Below are 18757 nucleotides of genomic sequence, written 5' to 3'. Positions count from 1 at the left end.
TTCTTATATGAATAAGTAGCGTGTTTTCATTTCCATTACAAGTATTATTTCAATGGACTATACTTTATTTCTATTTCTAACATTACTATGTTTTTTAGCATATACAAAATATATGAAAACACCTATTATAATCCATGCCACAAAACTAATTAAAGTAAGCTTAGAAAGGTTCAAAACTAAATATATACAACTTACTATCGAAACGATAGGTAAAAAAGGTACTAGAGGAGCACGGAATGGCCTCTTCATATTAGGATGTGTCTTTCTTAATACAATGACAGCTATAGATACAAACACAAATGCTGTTATCGTTCCCATATTCACTAAATTAGCTAATAAATTCAAATCCACTAATCCCGCTAATAAAGCTGCTAGTATACCTGTAACCCATGTATTAAAAAATGGAGTTTGTAAACGTTTATGGACACTTGAAAGCCTTTTTGGTAACAATCCATCTCGACTCATCGAGTAAGATACACGAACAAATGCAAACATAGCTACTAACAGAACTGTTGTTAGCCCTGCTATCGCTCCCACCGATAACAACCCAGCAATTCTATCTTCTCCTACAGTGCGCAACGCATATGCAACAGGATCAGCAACATTTAATTCCGTAAACGGAACCATTCCAGTTAACACGAATGAAACACCTACATATAGAACCGTACAAATGAACAAGGAAACAAGTAGCCCAATTGGCACATTACGTTGTGGACGCTTCACTTCTTCTGCGGCTGTTGCAACTGCATCAAATCCTAAAAAAGCAAAAAATACAGTAGCAGCGCCTCCTACCACACCGTGAAAACCAAACGGTAGAAATGGTTGCCAATTCTCTGGTCTTACATATTGTGTCCCTACAACAATAAACCCTACAATAACAGCCAGTTTAATAATAACCATTATATTATTTATTCGTGCACTTTCTTTTGCACCACGGCTTAATAAAAATGTAACAACTAAAATAATAAGAACTGCTGGTAAATCAATGATTCCACCCTTCCCCATTCCTGGTGCCGAAGCAAAAATCGTAGGAATGTGAATATTAAAACCTAGTAGCAATGACTGAAAATATGCTGACCAGCCTGCTGCAACCGCAGAAGTCGCTAATAAATACTCCAGCATAACACACCAGCCAACTATAAATGCAAAAATCTCACCTAGTGTCATATATGTATATGAATATACACTTCCCGAAACTGGAACTGTAGATGCAAATTCAGCATAACAGAAAGCTACACATGCACATATAATTGCCGCTAATACAAAAGATAATACAATCGCCGGACCAGCATGTTTCGCTGCTACAATACCAGTTAATACGAAAATACCTGTACCAATAATTGCTCCAATCCCTAAAAGAGTTAGATCAATCGCTCCTAAAGTTTGATTCAATACTTTTTTCTTTTCTTCATCCATTGCTTTCTTTATGAAAAGACTCATTCTTTGAAACCTCTTTTTCAAGTTTATCTCTTACTTGTTACATTCTTTATTACTGTTCTATTTTAAAAATAAAAATATACATAGTTCACTTCCCCTATAGACTTAGTAACCCACCTCAAAAAAACAGAAAAATCAATCTCTTTATGCCGTATTGAATTTTCAAAATATTAATCGTACCAAAAAACCATTAAGAATGCTGATTGAATTTATCATACAATTAATTATATTGTCAATAATAAATCAATCAAAAATAATCGGTTGATTATGTATCAAATGTTATTTTTATACATAATTATTTTCTCAAAAACATTGTTGTTTTCCACCTTAATATTCATACACATTTTATTACATTGATTTTCATACAATTTTCATTACATACAATGCAATAAAAATTAAAATAACCTCAAATGAATTATTATTTAAAAATAATAATTCATTTGAGGTTATTTTACCATTTTAATACTAACAAAAAAGTGCAGATTTTCATCTGCACTTTTTTTATTCTTCCGCTTCAGCTTCTGCACTACTATTTCCAAGATGCTCCTTCTGAGCTTCCTCTTGCAGCTCCGCTGAAATCATCCCATAATAAAGTTCCGGATATAACCCAAATATTTGATATACACTTCCTAAAAACGGCATCAGAATCCCTCTTTTCTAAAGTTGTATTGCCACTTTTAAGGATTCCCTTTTCATTCATTATACATTCGTTTTTGACGTTTCTTCTTCATCTTGAACACCTAATAAATTTTGCCATTTTTTATACGGAGCGCTATTTGGATCTACATATCCTTTTGCATGCGAGCGATCCCACAATTGTTTAATAAACATTTCTTTCTCTTTCTTTGCCACCATATCGGCACCTGTACCGTAATAGTTCTGGAAATACAACTCGATTTCATCAAGGAATAGTCTTAATAATTCATCTGATGTTTCTTCTAACGTCGGATCATACTTCGCTTCACGATCATACATTAAAATCATATCTAAAAGATTGTGGACATGTTCTTTTCTAAGCCATCTTACATCTTGGGCTCCTAATACGAACGGATGTGTATATAAATGTCCACCTTGTATCATCGCCTTTTCTTGCTCTTCTTCAAATCGTGACAAGATGTTTTCATAAATAAACGGATTATGAAGCAACGCTCTGTGTAATTTATAACTTTCGCTTGAAATATTTTTCCCCATTGACTGAATTAAAAAGCTACGTCCTACACCGTTATATTGATACACAAACTGTCCATCAACAGCAACTAAACTAATCCAGCGATACATATATGCGTATAGTAATGCACGATTACATTTATCATAATCTAATTTTGTTTGAGTCGCGTTTAAATCTGGCATAAAGGCTGGTAAGTGCCAATACTTATCTAAATGCGGCGTTAAACTAGATTTTTTACTATTTAATTTGTTTACACGGCGATAATACGATTGGAAATAGTCACCTTTATCATTCATAAATCCATTTGAAATATGTCCTGATGATAATTTAGGAAAGTCTTGCAGCGATAAGCCGTAATGCGCTCGATAACAGATCACTTCAAATGGCGAAAAGGCTTCATGTACTGTATCTTTTTCTTTAAACATTTCTTGAATTAATTCCTCTTGCAACTCTTTCTTTAAAGAAGGATGTATACCCCAATATTGTAATTCCCTATGATGAGCAACTTTCGGAACGAATGGACTCGCTAAATGGAACAGGTCTTCAATTTTTTCACGAACGTATTCATCGCGATCACGTTTCTTATAATCTGCTTCTTTTCGCAACGCTTCAATAATATTCAGTTCTAATTTATCACGATAGCGTACTTGCAGTTCGTCATAACAATAGCTCAGTATATGTTCTCGGTAGAAATCCTCTACCTTTTTCGACTGAATCTCTTCTGTTTTCGCATCACGACAATATTCCCCGTACAAACTCATATAAATTTCCGCTGATATATCTTTCGGTAGTACACCTAAATTTAAATGTTGCTGCATATCTTGCCATATCTTTTCTTGCAGCTGTTCCTCAGCTAATACATATACATTCGTCGGGTTTGTTTTCCCTTCAAATTCCTTACTGCGCTTTTGGATTTCAAACAGTAAATTTTCACGTGTTTCATGTAAATTATCAAAAAATCTTTCCCAATATTGAATCATTTTATTAACTGCTTGATATAGCGATTGATATACAAGTTCTAATAGCATTTCTTTTCGATATTCATTTAATTTGTGTACATATTGCGTTACGATGTCTTCAAATTCTCTTTTGAATAAACGTTGCTGATTATTAATCATTTTTCCGAACCAGCCTTGTTGTTGAGCAATTTCTACTCGGCGTACAGCCGTTACCGTTCCATCAATATTACCCACATTAAATTTTTTATCGTAATTTTGAATTACATTACGCTTTTGTTCATTATTTTCATGTAGTCGATTCATTTTTTCTACTAACTGCTTTCGAATTTCATATAACATAAAACGCGCTGCTACTGGGTGAACGGGATCTGTTTTCTTTAAAAACCATGTATTTAATTGATAGGACTGTCCTTCAGAACCACTTGGTGAAAAGCGGTCTGATTCAATCATGTCATATAAAAGTGTCGTTACATGTTCATGTACCCGGCTCGGAATCGCATACGCATATAAACGCACCGCATGATCCACTCTTGCCACTTCACCCTTCATTTGTTCCATCATTTTCAGTTTCGTAGCTGAAATTTTACACTCATGTTGCAGACGATTTAATTCCTCATCTTTTTGCACCGTTCGTTGTACATAACTTTCTACAGCTTCTAAAAACAGTTTTGATTTCGCAACTCCGAGCTTACCGCCCTCTGCTCCTTCACGTGTTTCATTGTACATTTGTCTATAGAAAATATGAGCTTGCTCTGGACGGGTAGCAAGATGCTCCAAGTCCTCTAAATAACTTTTACCTCTCTCCGGCTTTTCACGTTGCATCCCACGTTTTACATCTTGATCGTATCTTTGCTTCTTCTCTTGAAACAGTTGATCTAAATGAAGCCACGATTCATCTAAACCTTGCACAGCCCATTTTAAAGCACAATATTTTAACACATGTTCATATGGATAAATGAGTTTTGCCGTTCCTGCCCCGCAATATCGTCCTTTTCCGCTTGATTCTGCTAATTGCTGAATTTGATTGTCTTCCTGTGCAAAATGACTTGTGGACATCGGGCTAAATAACTGTAAATAAATTGTATTTGCCATCTGTTCCATATAGTCTGATAAATTGTGTAAATGGTGTCCATGTAGGTTTTCGTAATCGTATAAGAAACAATAATTGTACGGTAAATGATGTTGTTTAATTGTATGATTCGTTCTTCCGTCTTCATCTACTTGATCAGGGCGATACTCTAATTCAATTGTTACACCGCCGCGTTTTGATAATTCTCCAGTAGACCCGAGCGTAATAGCATGTAATTCTTTTAACGATGCATAGCCATTTGCTTGCACCGTTTCAAATTCTTTCGCGCTAACCGTTCTCGTCTTTACTAAAACATCCGGCATTAAAAACGCACCGCGTATTAAAATGTTATGATGCTGTAATTTCTTCCGAAGCATTTCACGTAAATATAAAGCAATTTGCAGAAACATCCCTGAACCTGTTCCGCCTGCTAGTGATGTTACTATAATGACACGCACACCATATTCCGTTTGATCACTTGTAACCGGAAAAATTTTCTCGATTTCTTGCCAAAAAGACGTCAATTTATCTTCTTTCATCGCAGCACGTAACGCTAAACGTGAAATGACGCGTAACTGTCCTGCTCCTTCTGTTAATGGTTTATCAAGTATAGTCGGATCCATCGGAAACCACTCTGGGATCGTTGGATCTCCCGCAATATACTCCCTAGGCGTTTTACTAGAACTTGTTTGTGTCTTAAACTTTCGAATATGATCGAATTTACTTAATGTATTCACATCTGTATCAAATACGTGCATTGCTACCTTTTTCCGGCGCTCTTCAGGCAGTTTTTCATATATTTGATGCGTCACAGTACTACCGATTCCACCTAAACCAATTAATATTGTTGGAACTTGTAATGTCATGTGAACCACCTTCCTATTCTTGCTTGTTTGAAAAAAGGGAAAGAGGATCAATACTCCATCCCCTTCTTATCCCTACCTACTATTCACATTCGTACTTGTAAATCTCTTTACCATATCCCCTATCAATTAGTAAAAGTTCATTTGGATATAGTGTCTTATGTTCCATTCCTACTTCATCCTCTGTTATAAACATCCCATCAATAATCATTCCTACTACTTGTGACTCTTTCGCTACAAATATCGATTTCGATCCTTTCTTTGCTATAAACGTAACGGATTGCACAGTCTTTCTTTCTGCTCTATACGGAATACCAAAATAATGTTTCCACCATTTATTTTTGAGTAACTCTGGCTCAGATTGATATAACCAATCTTTCGCTACCTCTTGATCCCATTCGTAATACAATAATGCTTTCCGGTGAAATCTTGGACGGACAATCCATCCTAAAACGATTATTCCTACTATTAACAGTAATAAAGTGATAGGAATAACAAACTTAAAAATAAGCGCATACTTTTCATAAAACGGCGCATTTTGAATATGGAGTGTTATATCTTTCTTTACTTTTGGTAATTTTGAATCCTGCACTACGATGGTAGCTTCTACGGTGCCGGTATCTGTAAAATTGAATGTGTCGGAGTAATGCGGTCGAGGATAAATGTAAATTTGATTACCATGCTGTTTTATTTCATAGTTGATTGATTGTTTAGATGTGACACCAGTAGATTTTAATAGTTTTTTTACAGCCTCTTCTGTCATCGGCTTATCATCTAACTGTGGTTGTATAATAAATGGTTTACTATTCTCTAAATTTGTTACTTTTTCTTCATAATCTTTCGTGACAGTTTGAAGTGATAATTTAGGCTTTTTCGTTGTTTCGATTTTAAATTCTTTCGTCTGTCTGTAAAACCCCTTTATGTTCATATGAACTTTCCCGCGTACTAATCCTTTAGTAAGCTTCGTTTCGTAATAAAATACATGTCTTTTATCGTCCCACTTCATCGCATATTGCTTCCCGTCTATTTCTACTTCTGCCTGAAAGTAAGAAGACTGAACTGGCAACTCAGTAGGTTTTGCTTCAATAACAGCAGTAACACCTTCGTACATGTTCTCTACATTTTTTTGACTACTATCATCTTTGTCATAAGTAGAAACCGTATAATTAAGCGCTGGTTCAACTAATACTTGTAGTCCTTCTTTCTCAATGTCCTGATCCACTTCTATCGTATAAGTTCCTGGTTTAATAACTTCCTCATTTTCCGTACTTATATGAACTATATTTCCGAACAATTTTGCTTCTCCTGGTGCATGTATGGAAAAAGAAGATTGTAATTGTAATGGTTTAGAAATTTGTGTGACCTGATAATCGGGCAGAGAAGGCGATTGTCGTACAAGCGTCATACGCTTTAACGGAAATGGTGTTGTAATCTCTACTCTTTTCCCCACTACTTTCGTTTTTACAATCGATTCAACAGAGGAGAATGGATCACGATTTGCAACTAATGCTGCCACTTGATTTACACTTTTTACAATGCCATCTTCTCCGCTTGACGGCATCGTAACACCATTTATCTCTTTCTTCCATATTTCCTTGAACGTATTTAGTTGTTCTTTTTCTTGTTGTCCTAAATCTTCTTCCATCGTAATTAAGACTGGATGTAACGATATCTTTTTTGTATCCATTTCTTTCTTAAACTGGGCTAATTTCTGCAAAATTTGTTCTTTTCCGCCAACCTTATCTTTCTCTAAATCATTAAATGCCCCGTCAGTTAATACAATAAGCCAAAATTCACGTTTTCCATCTATATCTGCTTCCTTTTTTATAGATTGCATCGCCGTTTCTACCGCGCTAAATGGAGTATTTAAATACGTTTTCCACGCTCCAATTCCCTCAATTTCTGTTTGCCTTTTATCCTTCGTTAACGAAATGTTTAATGGATCATTCGGCTTACTCATTGGAACGTAAGAAAATTTATCTTTTTCATCCAATAGCGCAACTAAACTTTGCAAAGCATAATTGGCATATTTCCAGCGATCGTTATTTCTCATGCTGCCCGAATCGTCATATACAAGTGAAACGACCCTTTCCTTTGCCTCCTCTCCTTTTGCAAAAGCTGATAAAGGTAAACATATAAATAGAAACAACATGAACGTGGCACAAATTCGGATTTTCATGATGAGGCTTCGCCACCTTTGTAGACAAATTCCTATGTTTAAATTTATGAGAGGAAACAAGATATATGACTTGTATTTTAGGACAACTAACCCACCATAACCTTATTATGTAAACAGATCATACACTTGGTAATATTCCTTCTAGCATTCTCTATCCAATTATATAAGTAAAAAAGCCTGTTTAAGCTCCACGCTTAAAACAGACTTTTCCTACTTTTTATTTTAAAAACACATAACAAAAAGTTTGATTTTTGACTTAACACATCACTTCTATTGTAAATCCACCAGGTGCTTCAATATAAAACGTATACGCATGGGCATGCTTAGGAGGCTCGACCAAAAATCCATCTTCCTTCAATCTTCGATTTATCTTGTCTACTTGTTCTTCACTTTCTTGTGGAAATCCTACATGAAATGTTTTTGGATACTGAACTTCTTTCCCTTTCATTAACGTTAGTATAAATCCATCATTATCACGCATAACTGCAAAGGCATTCCCCCTTGTTCCACTACAAGTTAAGCCAAAATACTTTTCTAAAAACTCTCTTGCAGCTACTACATCTGCAACTGTTAAATTAAGATGTTTAATTCCCAACTCATCACCTTCTTTCTTAATTTTCTAACATTTTATCATACAATTAAAAAACACGCCTTTCACAGCGTGTTTCATTGCTTTACATACACTTCAACAATCGGATTCTCTTTATGATCCGCATGCAAGCGTATATTCTCTTCACCTGTATTATAAATACTAGCTAATAACATTATCGTTAACACATTAGGTGTCTTCGCATCACTTCCGTATTTTCTCTCAAGCGCTTCCTTATATTCAAAATCTAAATCCCCCTGCACATATGTATACACTTCAAAACCATCTTCTAAATTGCAAACTACTGTATCAATAATATCTGTCCCTACTTGCTTCTTCATTTCCTCTCGTAACGCTTCAATAAAATCTTCCCATGGTACTTCGTATGTCTGAAACTGATCTGTAGATTTCATGCCTTTTCCTCCTTATATATCCTCTTCTTATATTTCCCCTTTCCTATAACAATTATGATAGATAGGGCATTCGTACAAGCCGCACTTGTCCCCCTTACATATCGTATTACTGTAATGCGGAAGGAGGAAAGAATATGCATAGACAAAAATGTTATCATACATGCCAACGTTATTTCGGAAAAGTTGTTCGGATTGAAGACCGTGATGGCCGTATACATTTAGGTAAAATAATCGATGTGACACAAAACTCTGTATGGATCGAACCGGTGCAACAGCGCTCATCTTTTGATTCAGGGTTCGGATACTACGACGCTTATGCAAACGGTGGTTGTGACCTTTGTGGAGGCCTTAGCAGGTGTGATAGTTGTGGATTCGGATGCGGTGGTGGATTCAGCAGCTGCGGATGTGGTGGTCGTGGTTGTAGTAGTTGTGGTTGCGGCGGCTGGGGAGGCGGCGGTTGTGGCTGGGGTGTTGAACTCGGATTTGGTTTCATCTTCGGAATTACATTAGCTGCATTATTTTTCATTTAACATAGTAAAGAGTTGGCTACCTTTAGCCAACTCTTTTTCTTTATTTTTCACATATAAAAATACGATGCCCTAAAATGTGTTGGTACATAAGCCGTACATTTTCATGCTGTGCCCACGCCTCATATAACTCATTCGGAATATGTGAGGATACATTCCATTCTGGCTCTTCTACAGAGCCAGAGATTGTTTCTGCAATCGTGCCACCACCCGCAATTGTAATTCTTTTAAAATTTGCTTTCTGAAATAATTGTACCCACTCATTCTCAGTTAACAGTTCTTTCATACCATATAATTGGGCGATTTTTTCTTCCTCACCCTTATCAATGTGCCTATCAATAATCATTTCAATGACAACAAGCTTACCGTCCTGCTGTAATACACGATAACACTCCGAGATAACCCTTTCTTTGTCTGTAAAAGCGATGATTGATTCTCCAAGTACGAACTCAAATGAGTTATTCAAACACGGTAAATTCTCTACATTTCCTTCAATTAATTGTATATCTAACCCTTCAAACAACCATCTATCTTTTGCCTTTTGAATCATAATTTCATTCTTTTCAACCGCTGTTACTTTATAACCAAATTCCCTTGTCATATATGCCGCTGTTTTCCCCGTACCGCAACCTATCTCAAGGACATTCGCTCCATATTTAAAAGGCAGTTGTACTAACAATTGTTTTGTTAACGTAAAACCACCAGGATGAGCACTTCCTATTCCGTAATAAGCTAGGAAATCGATGTATGTGTTTCGTTTCATGGGATTCTCCCTTTTTTATTTTATATATTCGAGGACGGAAGAAAAGTGCATAGAAAAAGGGGGCGTATTGTACGCCCCTCATCTTACTTATCCTCTGTAATATATGCCCATTTATAGCTGTAGTCTCCACCAACTGGATGGTGAACAATACCTTTTACTTTCTGTCTTTGAACGATAGCATCACCACGTTGATATAATGGTGCAATTACAGCATCATCAAGTAACATTTTCTCAGCTTTTAGTAAGCTATCCCAACGTTCTTTCGTTTTCGTTAATAGCTCGCCTTTACCTTTTTCTACAATTTCATCATATTTTGGATTTGAATATCCAGTTTGGTTATGAGGACCATTTGTAACGAACATATCAATGAATGTCATTGGATCTAAGTAATCAGGGCCCCAACCAGCGTAAGATAAATCATAATCTAAATCTGATTCTAATTTTAACTTTTGTTTAAACGGTTGATTTTTCAAGTTCACTGTTAACCCTGGTAAGTTTTTCTCAAGTTCTCCTTTTAAGAACTCCCCTACTTTTTTCGCATTATCGCTATCGTAGTTTAATAGCTCAATCGTTACTTGCTCTTTTCCAAGTTCTTTTTTCGCTTTTTCCCAATGCTCTTTTGCTTTTTTCACATCTGTTTTTAAAATATCTCCGTTATCTTTACGGAAGTCTTTTCCATCTGGACTCTTCGCAAATTCTTTTGGTACTAAGTAATCTGCCGGTGTAGATCCGTCATTTAAAATAACGTTCGTTAAGCCTTTTTTATCATATGCCTTTGCAATCGCTAAACGTAAATCTTTGTTTTTTAATACTGTATCTTGCCCACCACGTTTTTGGTTTAAACGTAAGAAGAACGTTGATGGTGTTTTTTGTGTATAGAAGTCTGGATTTGATTTATATTTGTCAACCATTTCAGATGTAAGTCCCGCACGATCGATTTGTCCACTTTCATATAAGTTTACACGTGTACCGCTATCTTTTACTACGTTAAAGTTGATTTCATCTAACTTAACTGTTTTATTATCCCAATATTGTGCATTTTTCTTTAATTTCCATCCTTCTTCATGTTTCCAGTCTGTTAATGTAAATGGTCCGTTGTATAACGTTGTATCTGCTTCTAAACCAAATTTTTCACCTTTTTCTTTTACGAATTTTTCATTTAACGGATAGAATGTTCCGAATGAAGTTAATTCTACAAAGTAAGGAACTGGATTTTCTAATTCTACCTCTAATGTGTAATCATCTACAGCTTTTACACCTAACGTATCAAGTGGTGCTTTCCCATCATTAATTGCTTTTGCGTTCTTTAAATCAAACATAATGTATGCATATTCCGCTGCTGTATTTTTATCTACCGCACGTTTCCAAGCAAACACGAAATCCTTCGCTGTTACAGGGTCTCCATTTGACCATTTTGCATTTTTATTTAATGTAAATGTATACTTTTTACCATCATCACTCTTTTTATATGATTCAGCAACCCCTGGAGCTGCCTTATTATCTTTATCAAGTCGATATAAACCTTCCATTACGTTGTTTAAAGCTAGAAACGATACTTGGTCTGTCGCTTTAGCAGAGTCCATAGATGGAATCTCTTGAGACTCTGTTAAATTAAGCACTTGCTTCGCCGCTAACTTTCCGCCTTCTTTTTCACCACTTTTCGGTGTTGTGCTTGCCTTCTCTTTATCTCCTGATCCAGAGCAAGCTGTTAATGCCATACTCATTACTAAAACTGGTGCTACGACCGCTGTCAATTTTTTCATCTTTTTTCTCTTCATTTTTTTGTACCCTCCCCAATTATATGTACGATATTAACATTTAGAAATTCTCTACTAACTTTCGTTATCAGAAAATTCTTATTAATTAATATTCTACTGTTTTTTTAGATTTTGTAAAGTATTTTTGTAAATTTCTAAATATTTATTTTTTTATTATAGTAACTTGCTGTTTTAACTACTATATGAATTATCCCCCGTCTACTATATGTAAACATCCCTTCCCTTATTCCAATCTATTACTACGTTCTATATTTTTCTTATTAGCATGAGGTCTCTTACTATCATTCATCTGTCTTACTACTTACTGACCTCTCTATTTTCCTCCGATAGAACCTTCCTAATTACCTACCCGATTCTCAATAGGCTAACGAGATTTATTCCCTTATGCATACTAAAAAGCATTTCAAAAGCAGCTCAGCCACTTTTGAAATGCTTTCACTTTATTTTTTTCCGCCATCCTCAGTTACATACGCCCACTTAAAGCTATATTCTGGACTGATGTTATGTTTCACAATTCCTTTTACATTCGGTTTCATTACGTACGATCTTCCTGTTTGATATAAAGGAACTAACCCTGCATCTTCTTCAAGGAATAACTTTTCAGCTTTCCCTAACGTTTCCCAGCGTTTTTTCGCATCACTCATTAATTCATTACCTGCTTTTCCTACCATTTCATCGTATTTTGGATTTGAATAACTCATTTGGTTGTACGGGCTCTTCGATTCAAACATATCAATAAATGTCATTGGATCCGCATAGTCTGGACTCCAACCTGCATAAGAAATTTCATAATCTTGCGCAGTTTCTAATTTTAATTTTTGTTTGAACGGCTGAATTTTTGTATTAATCGTTACACCTTTTAAATTTTTCTCAATTTGATCTTTTACATAGTCAGCAATCTTTTTCGCAGTTCCATCATCATAACTTAGCAATTCAATTGTAACTTGATCTTTTCCAAGTTCTTTTTTCGCTTCTTCCCACGCTGCTGCTCCTTTTTTCGGATTATATTTCAGACCATTTTTAAATGTATCTTGATAATCTTTACCATCTGGCCCTGTCGCAAGTCCTTTTGGAACCAATTGATCTGTTGCTTTTGATCCATTATTTAAAATTACATTTGCCAATCCTTTTTTATCAACTGATAATGCAATTGCTTCACGTAGTTTTTTGCTCTTTAAAGGCGTATCTTGTCCGCTACGTTTTTGATTTAAACGTAAGAAGAATGTACTTGATTCCGCATACTCACCATATTCTTCTTTGTTCGATTTATATTTATCTACAAACTCTCCTGATAGTAATGTAAAATCAATTGATCCTGTATCATATAAGTTTACTTTCGTTGCAACCTCTTTTACTACACTATAGTTAATTTCTTCTAATTTCACAGTCTTTTTATCCCAGTACTTATCATTTTTCTTCAGCTGCCAACCTTGTTCATGTTTCCATGAAGACATAACGAATGGACCGTTATACACAGTTGTATCTGCTTCTAAACCGTACTTATCACCTTTTTCTTTTACGAATTTTTCATTTAATGGATAGTATGATGGGAATGCTAATAAATTTAAGAAATACGGTACCGGTTTTTCTAATTCTACTTCTAGCGTGTAATCATCTACCGCCTTCGCTCCTAATTCAGTTACAGGTTTTTCCCCTTTATTAATCGCTTCTGCATTTTTAATATAGTAAGCAATAAATGCATATTCTGCCGCAGTATTCTTATCAAGTAAGCGCTGCCATGCGAAAACGAAATCTTTCGCTGTTACAGGATCACCATTTGACCATTTTGCATCTTTTCGCAGTTTAAACGTATACTTTTTACCATCTTCACTTTTCGTACTAGACTCTGCCGCAGCAGGAATTGGCTTATTATCTTTATCAAGGCGATATAGGCCTTCCATCGTGTTCCCTAAAATTTGCGCACCTAATGTATCAGTAGATTTAGAAGTATCCATCGTCGGAATTTCTTGGTTTTCCGTACGATTTAATACTTGTTTCGCTGCATATTTAATATCAGATTTTTTTTCTTCCCCACTATTTGATGTAGTAGTCGTTTTCTTTTCCCCACCTGACCCAGAACATGCTGTCAATGCAACACTCATCGCTAAAACTGGTACCACAACTGCCGTTAACTTTTTCATCTTTTTTCTCTTCATTTTTGTACCCTCCCTAATTATATGTACATTACCAACCCTTGAGAGACCCCTTACTAAAGATTCATTTTTTCAGAAAATTACAACTAATGTTATTCTACTCTTTTTTTCGCATTTGTAAATAGTTTTATTTTAAATATTCTGACTTTTTTATTTTAGTAGGATTTATCCCCCATCTACTATATGTACATACTATACACCTTATTCTCCTCTATTTAACCATACTAAAAATTAGTATTTTAAGCTCACAAAAAAAGCATTTAAAGGTAGCTAAGCCACTTTTAAATGCTTTTTCAACTCTATTATTTTTCAGTCACATATGCCCACTTAAAGCTAAATTCTGGACTGATATTATGTTTTACTACTCCCTTTACATTTGGTTGTAAAACATAAGAATCTCCACGTTGATATAAAGGTACAATCGCTACATCTTCTTCAAGTAATGTTTTTTCAGCTTTTCCTAACTCTTCCCAACGTTTTTTCGCATCGCTCATTAATTCCGTTCCAGCTTTTTTCACCATGCCATCATATTTAGGGTCAGAGAAGCTCATTTGGTTATGAGAATGTCCAGTCTCAAACATATCTAAGAACGTCATTGGATCTGCATAATCCGGATTCCATCCGCCATACGAAATATCATATTGTTGTTCAGTTTCTAATTTTAGTTTTTGCTTAAATGGTTGAAGTTTAATATTAACTGTTACACCTTTTAGGTTTTTCTCAATCTGATCTTTAATATATTCGCCAACTTTTTTCGCATTACCAGTATCGTAGTTTAAGAATTCAATCGTAACTTGATCTTTTCCAAGTTCTTTTTTCGCTTCTTCCCAAGCTGCAGCAGCTTTTTTAGGATTTGGTTTCAAACCGTTTTTAAATGTTTCTTGGAAATCTTTACCGTCCGGTCCAGTTGCTAACCCTTTTGGTACTAAGAAGTCAGCTTCTTTTGATCCATCATTTAAAATTACATTTGCTAAATTCTTTTTATCAATTGATAGCGCAATTGCTTCACGTAATTTTTTGCTCTTTAATGGCGTGTCTTGTCCATCACGTTTTTGGTTCATACGAATGAAATACGTACTCACTTGTGAATATGTGCCAAATTCATCTTTCTTGCTTCTATATTTATCAACGAACTCTCCATTTAATAAAGCAAAGTCAACTTGACCGCTATCATATAGATTGACTAAAGTCGCAGCCTCTTTAACAACACTAAAGTTAACTTCTTCCAGTTTCACAGTCTTTTTATCCCAATATTGATCATTTTTCTTTAATTGCCATCCTTGTTCATGCTTCCAATCTTTAAGAACGAACGGTCCATTATAGACAGTTGTATCAGACTCTAAACCGAACTTCTCGCCCTTTTCTTTTACGAACTTTTCGTTTAATGGATAATATGATGGGAATGCTACTAAGTTTAAGAAGTACGGTACTGCTTGCTCTAACTCAACTTCAAGCGTAAGATCATCTACTGCTTTTACTCCTAATTCAGTTACAGGTTTTTCTCCTTTATTTACTACTTCTGCATTTTTAATCGGGAATGCGATAAATGCATACTCAGCAGCTGTTTTTGGATCTAATAGACGTTGCCAAGCGTATACGAAATCTTTCGCAGTTACTGGATCTCCATTTGACCATTTTGCATCTTTGCGTAGTTTGAACGTATATTTTTTACCATCTTCACTTTTCGTGCTAGATTCTGCTGCTGCTGGAATCGGCTTATTGTCTTTATCAAGACGATATAACCCTTCCATCGTATTACCTAGCATTTGTGAAGATACTGTATCAGTTGATTTTGAAGAGTCCATCGTCGGAATCTCTTGTGTTACTGTTCGATTTAACACTTGTTTTGCTGCTAATTTTTCCCCTGATTTACTATCTCCACTAGAGCTAGAATTTGTGCTTGTCTTCTTATCTCCACCTGATGTAGAACATGCTGTTAACGCCATGCTCATTGCTAAAACCGGTGCTACAACTGCTGTTAGTTTTTTCATTTGTTTCTTTTTCATTTTGTACCCTCCCTAATTCTTAACGATAGCTATTAAAAATTTTCTGATAATTCTGTTTTTCTCTATATATTTATCAGACGATTCTTACTAATTCTTATTCTACTAATTTTTTAATTTTTGTAAAGTATTATTATTGAAAATTTTTAAAAAATTATTTTTTTACAGTAATATTCATAAAAATTCCATATTTTGTTCAAACCTTATTTCGCATTCATACACATTCGTTGTTTTAATCACTTTCATCTCATTTACCACTTGAATACTTGTTAATTATTGCTAATAAATAATGCATATATCTAAAAACATCTTTTCTACAAAAATAAAAAAGTCAGCAAAGCTGACTTTTTACCCGACCATTTTCTCTCTTTTCATTTCCTCTACTACTCTCGTATACTTCTCATCATCAAATTCATTTTCACTTTTCGCAACAACTACAGTTGCAATACCGTTACCAATTAAATTAACGATAGCACGTGCTTCTGACATGAAACGATCTACACCAAGTAATAACGCTAAACCTTCTAATGGGATAACATTCATTGCAGATAGAGTAGATGCTAGTACAATGAATCCCCCGCCGGTTACTGCTGCTGCTCCTTTAGATGTAACTAACAAAATAGCTATTATAGTTAATTGTTGACCTAGTGAAAGATCGACGTGAAAAACTTGCGCTAAAAATATAGTTGCCATTGATAAATAAATCGTTGTTCCATCTAAGTTAAAAGAGTAACCTGTTGGAATGACTAAACCTACTACCGGCTTCGAACACCCGAAGTCTTCCATCTTTGTCATCATCCGCGGCAGTACTGATTCTGACGATGATGTCCCGAGAACAATAAGTAATTCTTCTTTAATATGCGCTAAATATTTCCACAAACTAAATTTGTACAGTTTACAAATAAAATTTAAAACAATAAAAACAAATAATGCCATTGTCGCATATACACAAATCATTAATTTACCAAGTGGTATGAGCGTGCTTAAACCATACTTCCCAATTGTAAATGCCATCCCACCGAATGCTCCAACCGGTGCTAATTTCATTACAATTGATAAAATGTTAAAAAATACTTTCGATAATCTTTCAAAAAAGTCAATAACCGGTTGTCCATTTTTCCCTAACATCGTTAACCCTGCGCCGAATAAAATGGAGAAGAACAGAACTTGTAAAATATCACCTTTGGCAAATGCTTCAAACATGTTAGACGGCACGATATGTAAAAAGAAATCCATCCATTTCATTTCTTGTCCGCTTTGAACATATTGTGAAACATCTCCGCCCTTTAGTTTTGAGGGATCTAATCCATCTCCTGGACGTACAACATTCGCTACGATGATACCAATAATTAAAGCCGCTGTTGTAACAATTTCAAAATATAATAGTGCCTTCCCACCAACACGGCCTACCTTTTTCATACTTCCCATACTTGCAATACCTAGCACAATTGTTAAAAAGATAATCGGTGCAATAACCATTTTAATCATATTGATGAATGTTTCACCAATTGGCTTCATTTGTTGTCCAACACTCGGCCAAATTGCCCCTACTGCAATACCACAAATAATAGCCACAATAACTTGGAATGTTAAATTCTTTACGATTCTCATTTTTGATACTCCCCTGTATTTTCATTTCTCCCATACTATTTCAATAATTGCTAATGATATATTCTATGTAATAGCCCCCCTGTTATTTAACTTAAACTATAATTTATGTTACACTATTATCTTAAACTCGAAAATAGTATATAACATTTAAGGATAAAAGACATACTATTTAACATAATAAAAAAGCAGACATTACATCTGCTTTAATTCTCCTCAATCTGTTTTTCACTTAATCCTAGATGTGTTCTAAGAGTATTACTCAAACTCTGTAGATCTTTTTTATTAGGATTATAATAATATACACGTTGCCCGTTTGGGCCATTAGGTAAGTATAAATCATCACCAGCTAATTGTATTTTTTCAACTGAACCGTTTAAACCGTATTTATAAAAAGATAAAATATCATCCATTACTAAATTTGTTTTAAAATCACCATCAACCGCCTCAACTATTTTTTCTAGCTTCGTAACCGATCCTACACTTTTTAATTTACTTAAAATCGCTTCAATAACCAGTTGTTGGCGCTGTCCTCTCATTGCATCACTATCAATATGGCGCGTTCTTGCTAGTGCAAGTGCTTCTTCCCCATTTAATTTTTGTAATCCTTTTTTCAAATGAATCGCATCAGGTTCATCTTTACTATTTTGCTCCGTAAATTCAACTGGGACATCCACTTCAATACCATCTAACCCATCAACAATTTTAGTAAAGGAACCAAAATTAAATTTCACAAAGTAATCAACAGGCACCTGTAACAATTTCTCTACCGCTTCCACAGAAGCTTGCGGTCCTCCATCTTTACCATTTTTAACGAAACCACTTCCATATGCATGGGTTATTTTATCTTTTTTCTTTTCAACTGGAACATATGTATATGTATCACGCGGTATGCTCGTTAATTTCACTGTTTTATCGTCTTTATTAAAAGTCGCTAACAATAATGCATCTGTATGAAATGCACCATTATATTCCTTTTGTCGTTCTTGATTTTCATCAATTCCCATAATTAAAAGTGAAACATGATTTGCAATTGGCTTTACAGATTTCTCACGTAAATTGGATTTTTCACCTCGTGCTAAATTCAAATTAGATTTTTGTACAAGACTAGAAGTTTTCATATATACATAGGCTCCATAGCCAATTCCACCAAATAGTAATACCGCCAGTAGTAAACTTATTATCTTTTTCTTTTTATATTTTTGCTTATTTTTCTCTTCTCTTAAAAATGAATGATTCCCCATTTAC

The 18757-nt window shown here is 34.9% G+C and carries 13 protein-coding genes; 1 reads left to right on the top strand and 12 read right to left on the bottom strand.

Going from position 1 to position 18757, the window contains the following annotated elements:
- Positions 1-57 precede the first annotated feature (57 nt).
- From ACZDYH_RS05515 to ACZDYH_RS05490, 6 genes are all read right to left on the bottom strand, one after another.
- Complete coding sequence (locus ACZDYH_RS05515; protein ID WP_211477758.1) at positions 58-1440, bottom strand: APC family permease; 1383 nt, start codon at positions 1438-1440, stop codon at positions 58-60.
- 498 nt (positions 1441-1938) lie between these two features.
- Positions 1939-2079 carry a hypothetical protein gene (locus ACZDYH_RS05510; RefSeq protein ID WP_001116195.1) on the bottom strand — a complete coding sequence of 47 codons (141 nt, stop codon included), beginning with the start codon at positions 2077-2079 and terminating at the stop codon, positions 1939-1941.
- Positions 2080-2136: 57 nt separating this feature from the next.
- The gene (locus tag ACZDYH_RS05505) at positions 2137-5499 is read right to left on the bottom strand and encodes a tubulin-like doman-containing protein (protein ID WP_000175124.1); all 3363 of its coding nucleotides are present in this window, start codon (positions 5497-5499) and stop codon (positions 2137-2139) included.
- 79 nt (positions 5500-5578) lie between these two features.
- Complete coding sequence (locus ACZDYH_RS05500) at positions 5579-7675, bottom strand: vWA domain-containing protein (protein WP_459070511.1); 2097 nt, start codon at positions 7673-7675, stop codon at positions 5579-5581.
- 256 nt (positions 7676-7931) lie between these two features.
- The gene (locus ACZDYH_RS05495; RefSeq protein ID WP_000511518.1) at positions 7932-8270 is read right to left on the bottom strand and encodes a VOC family protein; all 339 of its coding nucleotides are present in this window, start codon (positions 8268-8270) and stop codon (positions 7932-7934) included.
- A 71-nt stretch (positions 8271-8341) separates the two neighbouring features.
- Positions 8342-8677, bottom strand: a complete 336-nt coding sequence (locus ACZDYH_RS05490; RefSeq protein WP_000842887.1) for a hypothetical protein — start codon at positions 8675-8677, stop codon at positions 8342-8344.
- A gap of 134 nt (positions 8678-8811) precedes the next feature.
- On the opposite strand from ACZDYH_RS05490, the gene ACZDYH_RS05485 reads away from it, so the two are divergent.
- Entirely contained in the window at positions 8812-9207 is a 396-nt protein-coding gene (locus ACZDYH_RS05485) for a hypothetical protein (RefSeq protein ID WP_000555006.1), read from the top strand.
- A gap of 40 nt (positions 9208-9247) precedes the next feature.
- On the opposite strand, the gene ACZDYH_RS05480 is transcribed toward ACZDYH_RS05485, so the two are convergent.
- The 6 genes from ACZDYH_RS05480 to ACZDYH_RS05455 all read right to left on the bottom strand — a co-directional run bounded on the left by ACZDYH_RS05480 (position 9248) and on the right by ACZDYH_RS05455 (position 18753).
- Positions 9248-9967 (bottom strand): class I SAM-dependent methyltransferase, encoded by a 720-nt coding sequence (locus ACZDYH_RS05480; protein ID WP_434712537.1) that lies wholly within the window; start codon positions 9965-9967, stop codon positions 9248-9250.
- Positions 9968-10050: 83 nt separating this feature from the next.
- A complete protein-coding gene (locus tag ACZDYH_RS05475; protein ID WP_000823441.1) occupies positions 10051-11745 on the bottom strand; it encodes a peptide ABC transporter substrate-binding protein in 1695 nt (564 codons plus the stop codon).
- Between the two features lie 440 nt (positions 11746-12185).
- The gene (locus ACZDYH_RS05470) at positions 12186-13901 is read right to left on the bottom strand and encodes a peptide ABC transporter substrate-binding protein (RefSeq protein WP_000823468.1); all 1716 of its coding nucleotides are present in this window, start codon (positions 13899-13901) and stop codon (positions 12186-12188) included.
- Between the two features lie 299 nt (positions 13902-14200).
- Entirely contained in the window at positions 14201-15904 is a 1704-nt protein-coding gene (locus tag ACZDYH_RS05465; protein ID WP_000730167.1) for a peptide ABC transporter substrate-binding protein, read from the bottom strand.
- 345 nt (positions 15905-16249) lie between these two features.
- Positions 16250-17512, bottom strand: coding sequence for a dicarboxylate/amino acid:cation symporter (locus ACZDYH_RS05460; protein ID WP_001223628.1), 1263 nt, complete (start codon positions 17510-17512; stop codon positions 16250-16252).
- A 203-nt stretch (positions 17513-17715) separates the two neighbouring features.
- Complete coding sequence (locus ACZDYH_RS05455; protein ID WP_000526716.1) at positions 17716-18753, bottom strand: LCP family protein; 1038 nt, start codon at positions 18751-18753, stop codon at positions 17716-17718.
- Positions 18754-18757 lie beyond the last annotated feature (4 nt).

The sequence above is a fragment of the Bacillus sp. EB V-12 genome (assembly GCF_056158125.1).
The sequence above is the reverse complement of the archived record's forward strand: the minus strand, read 5'-3'. Positions and strand labels throughout refer to the sequence as shown.